General features: G+C 61.9%; 15 protein-coding genes. 10 read left to right on the forward strand and 5 right to left on the reverse strand.

Translation table 11 applies throughout. The features are described 5' to 3' along the window. The first annotated feature begins 432 nt into the window (after nucleotides 1-432). From RBA40_RS02525 to RBA40_RS02555, 7 genes are all read left to right on the forward strand, one after another. Nucleotides 433-645, forward strand: coding sequence for a hypothetical protein (locus tag RBA40_RS02525; protein ID WP_306645680.1), 213 nt, complete (start codon nucleotides 433-435; stop codon nucleotides 643-645). A gap of 52 nt (nucleotides 646-697) precedes the next feature. After that, on the forward strand, nucleotides 698-1,972 hold the full coding sequence (locus RBA40_RS02530; RefSeq protein ID WP_306645682.1) for a hypothetical protein: 1,275 nt from the start codon (nucleotides 698-700) through the stop codon (nucleotides 1,970-1,972). A gap of 79 nt (nucleotides 1,973-2,051) precedes the next feature. Beyond that, nucleotides 2,052-5,213: a TonB-dependent receptor gene (locus RBA40_RS02535; protein WP_306645684.1), complete on the forward strand. Its 3,162-nt coding sequence runs from the start codon at nucleotides 2,052-2,054 to the stop codon at nucleotides 5,211-5,213. 107 nt (nucleotides 5,214-5,320) lie between these two features. Further along, the gene (locus RBA40_RS02540; protein ID WP_306645686.1) at nucleotides 5,321-5,509 is read left to right on the forward strand and encodes a hypothetical protein; all 189 of its coding nucleotides are present in this window, start codon (nucleotides 5,321-5,323) and stop codon (nucleotides 5,507-5,509) included. Nucleotides 5,510-5,574: 65 nt separating this feature from the next. Beyond that, on the forward strand, nucleotides 5,575-6,429 hold the full coding sequence (locus RBA40_RS02545) for a hypothetical protein (protein WP_306645688.1): 855 nt from the start codon (nucleotides 5,575-5,577) through the stop codon (nucleotides 6,427-6,429). 75 nt (nucleotides 6,430-6,504) lie between these two features. After that, nucleotides 6,505-6,663 (forward strand): hypothetical protein, encoded by a 159-nt coding sequence (locus RBA40_RS02550; RefSeq protein ID WP_306645690.1) that lies wholly within the window; start codon nucleotides 6,505-6,507, stop codon nucleotides 6,661-6,663. 224 nt (nucleotides 6,664-6,887) lie between these two features. After that, nucleotides 6,888-7,064, forward strand: coding sequence for a hypothetical protein (locus tag RBA40_RS02555; protein WP_306645692.1), 177 nt, complete (start codon nucleotides 6,888-6,890; stop codon nucleotides 7,062-7,064). 45 nt (nucleotides 7,065-7,109) lie between these two features. Here the strand turns inward: RBA40_RS02555 and RBA40_RS02560 are convergent, their stop codons facing one another. From RBA40_RS02560 to RBA40_RS02580, 5 genes are all read right to left on the reverse strand, one after another. Then, a complete protein-coding gene (locus tag RBA40_RS02560) occupies nucleotides 7,110-8,162 on the reverse strand; it encodes a glycoside hydrolase family 62 protein (protein ID WP_306645694.1) in 1,053 nt (350 codons plus the stop codon). An 81-nt stretch (nucleotides 8,163-8,243) separates the two neighbouring features. Further along, nucleotides 8,244-8,480: a hypothetical protein gene (locus tag RBA40_RS02565; RefSeq protein WP_306645696.1), complete on the reverse strand. Its 237-nt coding sequence runs from the start codon at nucleotides 8,478-8,480 to the stop codon at nucleotides 8,244-8,246. Nucleotides 8,481-8,655: 175 nt separating this feature from the next. Further along, nucleotides 8,656-9,249, reverse strand: a complete 594-nt coding sequence (locus RBA40_RS02570) for a hypothetical protein (RefSeq protein ID WP_306645698.1) — start codon at nucleotides 9,247-9,249, stop codon at nucleotides 8,656-8,658. Between the two features lie 25 nt (nucleotides 9,250-9,274). After that, complete coding sequence (locus RBA40_RS02575) at nucleotides 9,275-10,048, reverse strand: cellulose binding domain-containing protein (RefSeq protein WP_306645700.1); 774 nt, start codon at nucleotides 10,046-10,048, stop codon at nucleotides 9,275-9,277. After that, on the reverse strand, nucleotides 9,940-11,778 hold the full coding sequence (locus tag RBA40_RS02580) for a beta propeller repeat protein (RefSeq protein WP_306645701.1): 1,839 nt from the start codon (nucleotides 11,776-11,778) through the stop codon (nucleotides 9,940-9,942). The genes RBA40_RS02575 and RBA40_RS02580 overlap by 109 nt, the downstream gene beginning before the upstream one ends. Before the next feature lie 657 nt (nucleotides 11,779-12,435). On the opposite strand from RBA40_RS02580, the gene RBA40_RS02585 reads away from it, so the two are divergent. The 3 genes from RBA40_RS02585 (at nucleotide 12,436) to RBA40_RS02595 (ending at nucleotide 14,101) form a co-directional block, all read left to right on the forward strand. Further along, nucleotides 12,436-12,621 carry a hypothetical protein gene (locus RBA40_RS02585; protein WP_306645703.1) on the forward strand — a complete coding sequence of 62 codons (186 nt, stop codon included), beginning with the start codon at nucleotides 12,436-12,438 and terminating at the stop codon, nucleotides 12,619-12,621. Nucleotides 12,622-12,831: 210 nt separating this feature from the next. Then, the gene (locus RBA40_RS02590; RefSeq protein WP_306645705.1) at nucleotides 12,832-13,170 is read left to right on the forward strand and encodes a hypothetical protein; all 339 of its coding nucleotides are present in this window, start codon (nucleotides 12,832-12,834) and stop codon (nucleotides 13,168-13,170) included. A gap of 79 nt (nucleotides 13,171-13,249) precedes the next feature. Next, nucleotides 13,250-14,101, forward strand: coding sequence for a helix-turn-helix domain-containing protein (locus RBA40_RS02595; RefSeq protein WP_306645706.1), 852 nt, complete (start codon nucleotides 13,250-13,252; stop codon nucleotides 14,099-14,101). Nucleotides 14,102-14,393: the final 292 nt, after the last annotated feature.

Consider the following 14,393-nt stretch of genomic DNA (forward strand, 5'->3'; position numbering starts at 1 on the left):
AATATCTTCACCATTGGCGCTATGGCGCTGCCCCCCATATCCTGTTGCTGCCCGCCTGACCCGTGCCAGCCACGCGCAATGACGCGCGCCGTCGCGTTGCCCCGATAGCAACGGGGCGTCCGCGCTGGTGCCATGTTGCCGCAGAGGTAACATGAGGCCCACCGCTTGGTTGGCAAAGATGCAATTGTTATTGCCCCAGCTGCCAGGTGCGGTCTGTGCCGCGGAAGCGGGCGCGTCAAAGGTGGCCGCGGCTGGCGCGGCGGCTGATAGGGCAGCGCAATGTCGCTGGCCCTTGGCAGCCGCGCCCCGAACGCGTCAAGGCGGGGCACACGTGCCGTCCAGCGCGGGAGAACACCCAGGGCCGACAGAATCCTGAGCAAGCAGTAACAGTAAATCCACAAGTTCTGACACTTTTCGCATACGAATAGCATCTTGAGGGAAATCGTTATCGGCCGCGGCGCCGACCTCCCTATGCTGGCCCTTGGCCGGGAGACCATGCGAGGCCACCGGGAAACTTGGCAGCATGAAGATGTCGAGCTTGCCATAAAAACGCTACCGTCATATTTATTGCTTGTGATTTTGTCAATAAGCGTCGGCTGTGGCGGCGAATTTTCCCTTGTCGGCGGCGTAGCCGGTGACGAGTAACTTGTAGTAAATGCCACATAGAGGAAGTCAACATCATGAGGGGACAAAAAAAATGAGATTCCAGCTTACGGCTGTCGGGCTGGCCTGCGCCACGCTGCTGGCCGCCTGCGGAGGCGGTGGCAGTGGCGAGGGTAGCGGCGGCGAAGGCGGGACGGCGCAATCCGTTTCCTTCCTGTTTCCGGGTGGGGAGACCTTGGCTGTTCCGCCGATCATCGCGACCATCGACCTGAAAGCGACGGCCAGTTCCGGCGGGCCGATTACCTACGTGTCGAACACGCCGAACATCTGCTCCGTGAGCGGCGCCACGCTGTCGTTGCTGAAAGCGGGCGAGTGCTCGGTGAACGCCAACCAAGTCGGTGGGAATGGCTACATCGGGGCTACGGCGCGCCAACTTTTCGTCATTCCCAAGCGCCCGCAGGTGATCCAGGCTTTCCGCAACCCGGGGGCGCAGCCCCTGGATGCGACGCCAGTGTCGCTGGCGGCAACCTCGAGCCTGGGCTTACCCGTCGTTTTTACCTCCAGCACGCCCGCGGTGTGCTCGATCAGTGGAAGCACGATGCAAAAGCTCGCCGATGGACTGTGCATTGTCACCGCCACCGCGGACGGCGGCGAGATCTACGCGACGGCGACATTGGAAAGGACCATACCGGTCGGCACCGCACTGGCGCCCGAGCTGACGTTCTTGAGCGGCTATAAGAGTGCGGCGCTCACCATCGAGAACGGGAAAGTTGAGCCGGTCGGAGGCAGCAGTCTGCGCAATTGGTGGTGTGACGGCTGGTGCGATATCAGCCTGGCGGCAGACGGCACCGTCAGCAATACCTACAACTGGCTGCAGGCCCCCCCGGCCGACGGCTGGTGGCATAACTGGGCGCAAATCGATGTGTACGCGCCCGGCGTGGCGAATAAGTCGAACACCGGGAGCATGATGGAGGGCATGCGCATCGATGCCCAGGCGCAGGTGAAGTTCACCCTCGGGTTGAATCAGGAATGGTTCGATTCGAAGAACAACAATGTCAACGTCGACCTTGTCCTCGGCCACTACAACAAGAAAGCAAACAACGATAACTGCTACGTGACGCTGCGGGCCACGTTCAAGCCAGGCTCACCGGCCTTGACGAACTACGCTGTCCGCCTCAAGGACCTCGTCGTGGTGGACGGCGGGTGCGAGCTGCCGAATCTTGACCCCTGGGGTGAGCTGCAAGACTATCCGATCGTCCATTTATCGTTCGCCTCAACGGAAGGTAACGTCGATGTGCCGAGTGCGACCGCGCCGGCGCCGAATTACCCGACCACGGTCAAGCTGAAAGGCAAGATCACGTTCCAGTGATGGCGCGCGACGATTTACTGCCCGCGCCCGGTGCGGTGGGCAACCAAAGCAAAACAAGAATTTAAAAAGGATGGAGACAATGAGGACAATTGGAACAATCGTCAAGCGGCAACCCTTGAGGATGACCGCGCTGGCGCTCGCGGCGGCGCAGCTCGCCATGCTGTACAGCGGCGACGCGCAGGCGCAGAGCGCGCCTTCGGCGCCGGCCGCCAAGGACGAGGAAGTGACGACCGTGGTCGTGAGCGGGCAGCGCGCGGCGATGCAATCGGCCGCCAAGCTCAAGCAGAATGCCGAGGAGGTCGTCGATGGCGTCGTCGCCGAAGAGGCCGGCAAGCTGCCCGACAGGTCGATCACCGAGGTGCTGCAGCGCATCGTCGGCGTGACGATGGACCGCAACCGCTCGCGCGGCGACCCGGAGCATTTCTCGGTCGAGGGTTCCGGCATTTCGGTGCGCGGCCTGTCCTGGGGTTCGTCCACCTTGAACGGCCGCGAATCGTTCTCGGCCGGCTACCCGGGACGCGAATTGAGCTGGGGCGACATACCGGCGGAACTGATGTCCGCGGTGATCGTGCACAAGAACCCGCCGGCCGACTTGATCGAAGGCGGCGTCAGCGGCCAGGTCGACTTGCGCACCGCGCTGCCTTTCGACTACAAGGGCGATAAATTCGCGGCCTCGACCTACGTCAACCACAACGAGCTCGGCAAGAAAACCTCGCCCGCCCTCTCCGGCCTGGTCTCGCACCGCTGGGAAAACAGCTTCGGCCAATGGGGTGCGCTGTTCAACTTGTCCGGCAACCAGAACAATAACCGCAACGACTCGATCCAGGTGGACGCCTACTTTCCGCGCACCGACATCGTCGATGGACAAACCCGGTGGGTGCCCAAATCAGCCTCGTGGCGCACCAACACCAGCAAGACCGACCGCGTCGGCGCGTATGCCGCGCTGCAGTGGAAGCAGGGCGGACTCGAGTCCGCGCTTACCTATTTCCACTCCGGCTACAAGGAAACCGGCACCGAGAACGCCCTGTTCACGGGTGTGGAGGATCCCTACAAGTCGGTGCTCATCAACCCGCAGTTCGACGCCAACGGCGTGCTGCAGTCGGCCAGGTACACCTATCCGATCGGCGGTCGCGGCGCGAACAATTTCGCGGCGGGGGGACTGGGTTTCAGCAGCAACCAAGCCTATAACGACAGGCGCTCGCAGACCCGGGAGATCGCCTGGAACGCCAAGTGGAAAATCGACGATCGCTGGTCGCTCCAGAACGACTTGCAATGGGTCCATGCGTCCAATAAGAGTATTGGCGGCAACTTGACACTGGCCACCTTCGTGCCGGGCATGAACGTCGACCTGAGCGGACATCCCGGCCAGATCACCTTCGACGACACGGCCAAGGCGTTCCTGACGAATCGGGCGAACTATTACCTGGACGTCGCGGTTCCGCACTTGAGCAAGGCCGACGCCGACCTGTATGCGTGGAAGACCGATGTGCGCTTCAAGTTCGACCATCCGGTCATGCGCGACCTTCGCTTCGGCGTGCGCGCGACCAAGCGCTCGGTGCACAACACCGCATCGATGGGCTCGGACTGGATGTCCGCCGCCGAACCATGGGGGGTCAAGAATACGTCCATCGCGGGGCAGCCGGCCGTCAGGACCGACTTGCCCGGCTGGGCGTCGCGCGCCAATCTCGGTTACCTGAGCGATCCGAGGTACGGGGCGTTGGTGGAGACCACCACGTACAACTTCAACAACTTCTTCAACGGCAAGGTCCCGATGCCGGGCGCGCTGGTGGTACCGACCATGGCTGCGGTCAGGGACTATGGCAATATCTACAATATCGTCAACGCGTCCAGAAAGTTGTCGTGCGAGGACGCCAACGCTGCGCGATTCGGGGACCAGCAGGACTGCTCGAATTTGAGAGAGCCTGCGTTGCCGCTCGTCTTCGAAGGCAATCCGAAGAAAACCAGCCGCCAATCGGAGAGGACCGAGGCCGTCTACCTGTCGGGGCGCTTCGGCTTCGACGACCTGCGCTTCCCGATCGAGGGCAGCGCCGGCGTGCGCCTGGTCCACACCCGCGCGGACGCCCAGGGCTACACCATACTCAAGGTGCCCGGCAATCCGCCGGCGTCGGTGCCGAGGTTTGCACCGATGGCCCAGCAAATCAAGGATGGCCGCAGCTCCGTCGACGTGCTGCCGAGTCTGAACCTGAAGATGGAAGTGACCCCCGAGCTGCAAACGCGCTTCGGATTCGGGCAGTCGATGTACCGTCCGGGCTTTAACCAGCTGAGGGAGTACACCGAGGTCGAGCAAAAGCTGGTCAATGTCTCTGGCACCAATGTGCAGAATGTCGGATACGAGGGTAAGAGCGATGGCAACGTCCAGCTGAGGCCAATCAAGGCCCGCAGCTTTGACTTGACGCTTGAGTGGTATCCCAAGGGCGGCGGGTCGCTGACGGCCGCCGTTTTCCACAAGCAAGTGCGCGACATCATCATGAACTCGGCCTATACCCGCGACTTCAACAGCATTGCCGGCAACGCGCAAACCTTCTTGATCACCGCGCCGGACAATGTGGCCGACGGCAAGGTGACCGGCCTGGAGATCGCTGGCCAGACCTACTTGAATAATGTGCCAGGGTTGGCGGACATGTTGCCGGAGTGGTCCAAGGGCTTCGGCGTCGCGGCGAACTACACCTACATCAAGAGCCAGCAGACGCTGCACCATCCGTTCAATCTGAAGTACTGCCCGGCCAAGGACACCTTCAACAACAGTTCCTTGAGCTTGTACGGCTGCGACACCAATGGCTTGCCGTTCACCGAGATGCCCTTGCAGTATTTGTCGCGCAACGCCTACAACTTGACCTTCCTGTACGACAAGGGACCGGTGTCGATGCGCCTGGCCTACAGCTGGCGCGGTCGTTTCCTGCAGGGCGTGCAGGTCAATGGCACGTCGGATGGCAACGGCGGCGCCACCAGCGCCGATCCAACCCGCGCAACGGTTGTCAACGGCAAGACGGTCTATCCGACAGACGTGGCCTGGGGCTTGCCGACCTGGCAGGAAGCGGCCGGACAGCTGGACTTTGGGCTCGACTATAAGATCTCCGGGCGTGTCCAGGCCAGTTTCTCGGCAAGCAACCTCACGGATGCCGTCGTTAGGCAGACCCAGCAGCAGAGTATCGGCAACATGCCTCGTGCATGGTTCGAGCCAGGCCGCAGTTATCGCCTGGCGCTGCGCTACACGTACTAAAGGGCAAGGGCGGCCCCGCATGCGGGGCCGCCACGCCGGACAGTGTCGACGTCGCCGGCCAGGTCCTGGCCGGCGACGGCAAGGCACGCCCTCGAAAAGTGACACCAATGAAGAATGATCTCCGTATCCGCCTGGCCGGCACGGCCGGCTTCGTGCTTGCTGCATCGCTGGCAACACTCTTGCTGGCGCAGCCGGCGGCACCGGCATTTGCCGGCATCTTCAGCGACCATGCCGTGCTGCAGCGCGGCGAAGCCTTGACCGTGTGGGGCAGGGCGGCCCCCCGGGACTCGGCGTGACGGTCAGCCTTGGTGGCAGGAGCGCCGAGGCCGAGGCCGACGCGCAGGGCCGATGGCGGGCGAGCATGCCGGCCATGCCGGCCGGCGGACCGCACACGCAGTCCGTCAATGGCGCCGGCGCGACCACGACGCTCAAGGACATCATGATCGGCGACGTCTACCTGTGCGCCGGCCAGTCGAACACGGCGTTTCCGGTGCGCCTGTCGACGGGCGCGTGGACGGAATTTCCCGCCAATCCGGATCTGCGCTTCGTCAATACTCAACGCGCCAGCCAGCGAACCCGCCGTCCAGCACACTTGAATCGGCCGGTGGCATGGACCATGGCGACGCCAAAGACCGTCGGCGAGGCGCTGGCGGCGTGCTACTACATGGCGCGCACCTTGCAGCAGAAGGAGAAGGTGCCGGTCGGCTTCATTGGGGCGACCTGGGGTGCTACCACGATCGAGGGGTGGATCGGCGCGTCGTCGCTCAGCGCCCTGCCGGACTATGCAGGGCGGCTTGAGGCACTGGCGGACAAGGCTGCCAATCCCGCCAAGGCGATGGCCGACGAAGCGCGCCGGCACGAGCAATGGTGGCACGCGCACGACCCACAGGCAAAGGCGCAGCGCGCGTGGCGCACGCCGCAGTTCGACGACGCCGCATGGCCAAACCTGCTGCCCCAAGCCTTGGCGGACTTCGAGGGTGCAGCCTGGTACCGCACCAGCGTGACGCCGACCGAGGCGCAGGCGGCCAACGCCGTCCAGCCCGGCCCCATCGATACCTATGACAGCACCTGGGTCAACGGCGTGCGCGTGGGCGGCGGCAGTATCGCCTGGGTATGGCGCGACTACGCCGTTCCCGCCGGCGTTTTCAAACCGGGCCACAACGTGATCGCGATCCGTGTGCTCACCGGCAGCAAGGGCGGCGGGCTGACCGGGTAGCCGGCACAGCGCGGCGTCAGGACCAGCGACGGGCAGTTCATTGCCCTGTCCGCGCCATGGAAATACCAGCTGCGCATGCGCGCGGCCGGCCTGTCGATCGCGCCGGCGCCGTGGGGTGTTCCGACCAGTCTGTCGACCTTGCACAACGCGATGATCGCGCCGCTGGCAGGCTACAAGTTCAAACTGGCGGCGTGGTACCAGGGCGAGGCCAACACGGGCGCGGCGCAAGAATAGGAAACCCTGCTGCCGCTGTTGATGGCCGACTGGCGCAAGACATTCGCCCAGCCGGAATTACCCTTCCTTGTGGTGCAGCTGTCGGCGTTTGGCGCGGGCAGGGCCGGATCTTGTGGTCACTTTCAAGCACACTGGCGGGGGCTTGCGCACCTATAGCGCCGGCCATGCGACCGGTTTCGAAGCCTGTGCGGGCACGGCTTGCCGGTATGTGCTGGCGGTGGCGCATGGAGGACACGGTGACGCTGAAACAGGCCAGCCAGCCGGGCACGACGCAGGTGCGCCATGCCTGCGCCGATGCGCCCTACGTGAATCTGTATGGCGCCGAGGACTTGCCTGCTGCGCCGTTCGAGATCGCACTGTCAGCAGGCATGCACAGACTGGTGCGAGATCGGAAAAGGTAGGCAGTCAAGCTCCGGATGCACTGAAGGCTGCGATGACGGGCTGGGTCAGCGGCAGAGCGCGCTTATTGGATTTTCACCCTTCGCCGTGAGCACACCCAAGCGATACGGAATCTTGATGTAATCGTCCGTACGCACTGCAGGGTCATTTCCCTGGAAGAGGAATTCGAGCGGCTGGCAAGGATCGATTGTCATCGTTTGATCGGTATTGTTCCGCACCATTTCACCGTGAGAAATCCCTTCCGACCAAATGTGTCCAACATTATCAGCAGTCGCGAAAGCGTTCATGGGCGCGGAAGAAAATGGCTCCCATTTTCCCTCCAGGCTATCGCTCTTCCAAATCCGGAAGTAGCGTCCTTTCGGCGAAATTGCCTCCACCAGCGTAATGTAGGTATTCGTGTTGGCAACCTTGTAGGTATTGCTTGCTTCGAACACATCATCGGTTTTTTCAGTCATGACGGCGACAGTGTTATGGAAGCCATTCGGGAACTGGCTTAACTCGGTTTCGGACCGAAGCAAACGTCCATGATCGTCGGTGCTGAACAGATAGCATTTTTTATCATCGCAGATCACCCAAAAATCCAGCCAGCCATTGCCTTGCGGCGCCTTGACGATGTCGGGTATGACTGGGAAAAACGGTTTCGGTGCGCTCCAGGACAGCGGATCGCTGATATCTGTCGAGGTTGAATACAGCGGATCCCCACCTTGATAGACGAGATACCATGTTTTCTGCGGAGCGAAATAAAATACATGCGGCGCCGCACGATAACCGGGCCCCATCGGGGACTTGTCAAGGGGGACTATCTTCGCGGCCGACGCGTTCGCCCAGGTGTCAAAGCTGGTGTACCCAAGACCCCAGCCAGCGGAACCGGCCGTGGTGAGAAATACGTGATATTTGCCTTCGGCGTAAACAATCGAAGGATCTTTCACGCCGTAGATGGTCTGATGTGGATCTGGTTGAGGCGCAATCAGCGGCGGGCTCGACGTCCAGTTAAAGACGGAATTGGCAGGGCTGCAGGCAATGACATTGCTCCCGCCAAAACCACCTGCTGCCAAGGCTGCCAACAGGGCCATTCTGATACTGGATTTTTTTGGTTTCATTAATATCTCCTCTGGTTGATGCATCGAATATCATTCGCGGAATTCCAGCGGTTGCCTGCGATCTGCCGATGCGGAATTCATCTAGTACTTGACTCTAAACCAATCAAGATCCGCATATCCTCCCGTAGTTTTTGTCGCGTAATTAAACAGGCCATTCATATGCATGGTCGTACTGCTCATATAATAATTTCCACCAACCCTGATCATGGCCATGTCGGGTACATCCGCAAAAATTAATGGATTTTGAGCTTGTGCCAAAGCCCCGGCCGGAACAGGCAAGACCAGGAGTGCGAAAATGGGTTTGACTATCTTTTTCATGGCATGAAGACTGAATTGGGATGAACTTACTTTCTCTGGTTTGAAATTCGGTTCGAGCGCGGGCCGATTTCCATCTGGAGCCGACAGGCGTAGGAGCAGGCGTAGTTCTCCCTAGAAAGGGCCGTCATCGCGGCCCAGGCGGGGACGCCTGCGCCGCGATGACGGTAGCGACTGGCTAGCCGTGCCGGTTCAGGCGCCGGCCCAGCCCCATCGCGAGCAGGCCGATCCCCAGCACCAGCGGCGTCGGCGGCACGGGTACCGCCGTCGCGTCGGTCATGGTGAAGTCGTCCATCGCATACCAGCCGGTATCGCGCGCGATGGTCAGCGAGGCGACGTTGCTGAACCCGCCAGCCACCCACAGGTAGCTGCCGCCGATGGCGACGTTGCCGGTGCGGCCGATCAGCCGGTTCAAGGCATCGTAGGCGCGGATGTTGATCCAGCCGGCCTTGTCGCCGGCACCTGCGGGAGCGGCGAACCAGGCGCCGGCGAAGTTAAAGCCGGTCGCGCTGCTGATGCTCATGTCTTGCGCGCCGAAACCGTTGACGACGAAGTTGGCGCCGGAATGGGCGGCGTTCGCGTAGCCGCCGATACTGTTGTCGCCCGCGTACCAGTCCGCGCTCCAGTTCAGGCCGGCGTAGGGATTGAGCTCGCTCAAGCTGGCGAAATCGCCGGCGGTGTTCACATCGTCGAAACCGAGCACGCCGGCGCGGGTGGGGCCGGCCAGCATCAGGCTGGCGCTGGCGATCAATGCACAGAGAGTTTTTTTCATGGTCATGTCTGTTAAAAAGTGGGATCTATTTGCAAATGTCGCCGGTGACGACCGGTACCGGACCAGGATTTTCCGTGCTCTGGCCGAAGACAAAACCGAACGAGGCCGTTTGGTTCGGATGGATGTCGCTGTTCCATACCTCGCTGTTCGTCGCCGTGTAGGTCGGCGCGCTGCCGGCCACTTTGGCGGCCCAGTAATTTCCCACGGTCGAGTTGTCGCCGTAGGTCCAGTTCACCGTCCAGCCGTTGATGGCTGACGTACCTTTGTTGGTGATGCGCACTTCGGCCATGCCGCCGTAGCCCCATGTGTTGGTCACGACGTACTTGCACTCGGCAGCCTTCGGCGGCACGGCATGTACCTGCGGCACGACCGTGACGTCGCCGGCCGGGTCGATCTTGCCGTAAGCGATGCCGCGGCCGTTGCTGCTCATGTAGACCGTCCCATAGGTGTTCATGTCCCCGGTCACAAAGCGGCCCAGCATGCCGCCGTATTGATGGGCATCGTCGTTGACGCGGTCCCAGCTGACGCCCTGGTCGACCGAGCGCATCAGGCCGCGTGTGGTGCCCACCGCGCCCCACATGTACAGGGTCGGATAGCTGGCGTCCGGCGCGGCCTTGCCCAGGCCTACCGTGCCGCAGGAATTGATCAAGCCCACTTTGGTGAAGGTGGCGCCTGAATCGGTCGAGTGATTCAGGCCATTCGATTCGAGGCACATCCACAGGTCGCCCTCGCGCCCCGGCGTGGCGCGCAAAAAGTCCGAGCCGCCGCTGGCCAGCTGGGCTTTATGGCTGAACGACACGCCGCCGTCGGTACTCGCCAGCAGTGCGCCGGTGCTGCGCTCGTAGACATAGAACTTGGACGGGTTGACCGGGTCGGCCACCGGCGCGCATTGTTCACGGCCAGGCCGGTGACGGCGGTCCAGCTGGCGCCGAAATCGGCCGAGCGGTAGGTGGTGATCGAATTTTCCGGGCTATGCAGCAGCACCAAGCCATCGGCCGACAGCGCCAGATTGCCCCGCGTGGCCATCTTGGCCGGTGCTTTGTCCCAGCTCGCCCCCTGGTTGGTCGAGGTGTAGAGCTCGTCGCCCACCCGTGCCAGCACGTGCGTGGCCTGGGCGGCCACGGCGAGGCCGGTGGTGGAACCCATCGTCGGGGTATGGCGCGGGACGTACTGGGACGGATCGGTCTGGATGAAACCGTCGTAGTCGCCGATGATCGACACCAGCGGGCCGCCCGGGATGCTCTCGGCCTGGTAGGCGCCGCTCTCTTCCATGCCCTTCACATCGAACTTCCAGACGCTCTTGGGCGCGTCGATGTCGCTCGTCTTGTACACGCCATTGCCCGACACGACCCACGCGGATGTCGGGTCGAAGGGGTCGAACTCGATCGCGCCGGCCCAGTGGATCGAGGCGGTGTGGGCCCAGTCGATGCCGTTCGCATCGACCGACATGCCGCGGTTCATCAGGTCGGTCCAGGTGCGGCCTGCATCGATCGAGGTGAAGATGCGGTCGCCCCAGGTGAAGCCCGGCTGCGTCGCCTGCTGCAACCAGATACTGATGGTCGAGGCGACCAGGCGCTTCGGATTGGTCGGGTCGACGCTGATGCCGCCGAACGGGGCGCTCATGCCGGCTGGCGTGACGTTGGTCCAGGCGCCGCCGACGGCGTTGTATTCCCAGATCGCGCCCGTGTTCAGCGGCTCGCTGTCGGACTGTGCGTGCGGCCCGGCGCCGTTGGCGTAGGTCAGGTACAGGCGGCCCTTGGGCGTGATGGCGGCACGATGCGGCATCAGCCCTGCCGGTGCACCCGCCACCGGGTTGAATGTGGCGCCGCCGTCCTTGCTGAAATACAGGTTCGGTCCCACCGAACCGTAGCGCGATACGCCGACATAGATGCGCTTGGCCGTGCCGTTGCTGACGCTGCTGGGATCGAGCAGCACGAAGCAGATGCCGTTGCCGTTCGGCGTGCCGGTAACGTTCAGGCTGTTGACGCGGTTCCAGGTCGCGCCCGAATCGACGCTCTTGAACAGGCCGTCGTGGCGTGTGCCGACGAACAGCACATTGCCCGAACCTGGGTCGACCTGCAGCCGCTCGCCGTTCGAGCGGCCCATGCCGTTGCCGTGCGTCTTGAACCGGGACGTGACGTCGGTGATCTTGAAGGTCTTGCCATAGTCGGTCGAGCGCAGGATCGCGGTCTTGCCGCTGCTGAAGTAGTCGGTGCCGGCCAGCATGTACACATTGGCCGCGTTGCGCGGATCGATTGCCAGCGACTCCACGCCCATCAGGCCGGTGTCGCTTTCGGATAGCCAGTCAGTCAGGGCCACCCAGCGCTGGTTTTGATTGTCGTAGCGGTAGGCGCCGCCGACATCGGTGCGCACAAATACCACGCCGCGCTCGCTCTTGCTGGCGACGACACCTGAGACGAACCCCGCGCCGCCCATTGCAACATTGTCCCAGCGATAGCTTTCGGCCGCGACCCCTTGGATCATCAGCAGACCTGCCGCCAGCGCCAGTATTGTTCTCTTTACGTGCATAACTGTCTCCACAAGATGTAGTAGTTTTGTTCTTGGTCACAACGACAGTCCGGTTAGCCCTCGACACGGTCTGCTAGCTGAAAACGTTCTCATTTGCGCTTCGATTGTGCATCGCTGCCAGGTTCTTGCAAATTACGAAAGTCACCAATTTTCAAAATCAAATCAGCCAGAATCTCCCAGCGAAGCGTTACTGAGCAATTCGGGGTCACGCGCCGCCAAGGAGGTAAGAAGGAGGAAGAGAGGAGGAGAAGCAGGGCGCCCAGATAGGTGTGCCTGCTCAATGGGAGGCTCCTCATATGCGTCGAACTCCCTGGGCAGGTCGCGCGCCCGGATCAGCCCATGGTTGTGCTCTGATTTGCCCGCACACGTCGATAGGTGGACAAGCCATCATCCGGGTCGATTCGCCTGACAAGGCAACGCCGCAATGTCGATCCCGGCTTCAAGCTTGAGCTCGTCAACATGATTAAAGAACAAGGGCTCAGTGTTCAGCAGGTGTGCCAGGGCCTGAGCATTGGCCCGCCCCGGGCCCGTCGCGCCAAGGCGTCAAAGCCCGCCAGGGGAGAGGGTGCGGCCTCGGTTCGCCTGCAGCCTATTTGATTGGTCGTGTTGATGAATTTCGCAATTGCGGCGCCATGGCGTGGCTCGCAAAATGCAAGGATGGTGTACACGCGCAGGAAACGCATTATCCGACTCAGGCCGCTGGTGCAATGGAAGCGCCGCCAGTCATTGGTCGCGCGGCCGAACGCGCTGATTCCCGCGGCGTATGCGGCCGGAAAGGGCGAAGCGCCGCTGGCGTTCGACCTGCCGCCGAAGTCGATCGTCGTCGTCACCGTGAAACCGTGATCCTGGAGTTGGTCTGTAGTGAGTAGTTAGTAGTCTCTGGCTGCCTTTCGGGTGGTTTTCGGGCGGCTTCGGCCGCCCGCTTTTTCGCCGCGCCATTCATTGCTCCGCCGTACGCAAAGGATAAACATGTCTGGCATCCTTGCCCCGATGGGAAACAGCGCCGTCCGCTTGGCGCGGCTCGGTCGCTGCCAGTCGCTAATGGAAACAAACATGGAATTGAAGAAAAGGATGAGCGTGCTCTCTGCAGCGGTGGCCATGTGCTGCATGCCTGTGCTGGACACCGGCGTCAGCAGCGTGAACGCGGCTCCTTTGCTGGCCGGCTTCCATGAGGTCAACCCCGGCGCCGGCATCGAGGCTGCCATCGCTGTCGATCCGCGCTTGCTGGGCGACTATGACTCCGCCACCACAACGTGGACCGTGGCCAAGGGTGATTACAAACTCATCCTGGCGACCAATGCGGCGGATGACCAGGCCGTCAGCACTGTCGTGCACCTGGAAGCGGCCGTCTACGACATGAATGGCAAGCGGCTGCGCGGCCAGCCGCGCTAAACCCGGGCAGAGGCGGCGCTGGCGGGGCCGGATCGACTGCAATGTTACCTTCCTTGCCAAATGTACACCCTCCAATTCGATGGTACTGCTCATTTCCACGTTTGACGAAAACGTCTCCTTACCTAGCAAGTTCGAGACGTATCGATCGCCGGGCACCTACTTTTCCTGCAATCCCCAGGGCGTGCCGGTCACCCTGGACATGACCCGCTTCAGTATTCCCGAGTGGTGGTTCCGCCAGATGAAGCTCGACCTGCCGCAGCAGGGCTATGCGCTGAACAAGGTGTCGAAAATCGTGTTTGGAACCAGCCCTGATAGCCCACGCGATGTCGAATCGCAGGTTGAAATCGGCGAACTTGCGCTGCATGGCCGCGATGAGCGTTATCTCGCCTGGCTGGCAGGCGTTATATTGGCAAGCTGGAGTGCATTCGGCCTCTGGTTTTTCCGGACCCATTCGCGCGCGCTGATCGCGAGCCTGGATTCCAAAATGAAAAAAGACCTGACGCTGGTGGCTTATCGGCAATTAACCCTGGAACCCTATAAGGATAAGGAAAAGGCCGCGGTCCTGCGGTTTATCGCCACGAATTACACCAACCCCGAGCTGGATCTGGAAGGCGTGGCTGCCGGCACCGGCGCGAATCGAAATAAGATCAATGACGTGCTGAAAACAGAACTCGGCATGACGTTCACCAGCTATCTGAATAAATTGCGGCTGACCGAAGCGGCCCGGTTGCTGGCGGAGAAAAGCGACGCGCCTGTCGCGCAAATCGCCTATGCGGTTGGCTATGCCAATGTGTCTTATTTCAACAAGCTGTTCAAGGAAGAATACGGCTGCACGCCGAAAGCCTTCCGCTCCCTCGCCACCGCGCAGGAAAAACCTGCCGGGTGCCGCGCCCCCGAGTTGTCCGGTTCGCCTGCGGATGCCGGCGCCTGACCTCTTGCACTTCCTGCACAACTGATCGCAATTTCTGCATTTTGTTAGTAGTATCCGTACCGGTGTCAGCGCCGCGCCCGGGTGACGCACTATGCTTCAGCTGCGGCGTAGCTTCGCTATCGCCCACCCCGGGTTCGCTACGGCGTCGATGTGGTTTTATCAGCCCGGCGCAAATAGAAATTCACATCCGCTATCTCTGCCGCATCAGCTATTTCAAGCATGAGCAGGTGCGGATGAATATCGCCGCGCTATTGCGCGGGTAGCGCCTCGTATGCTTGCATGGAACAGCCTG

The organism is Massilia pseudoviolaceinigra (assembly GCF_030846505.1).
Classification (GTDB): Bacteria; Pseudomonadota; Gammaproteobacteria; order Burkholderiales; family Burkholderiaceae_D; genus Telluria_A; species Telluria_A violaceinigra.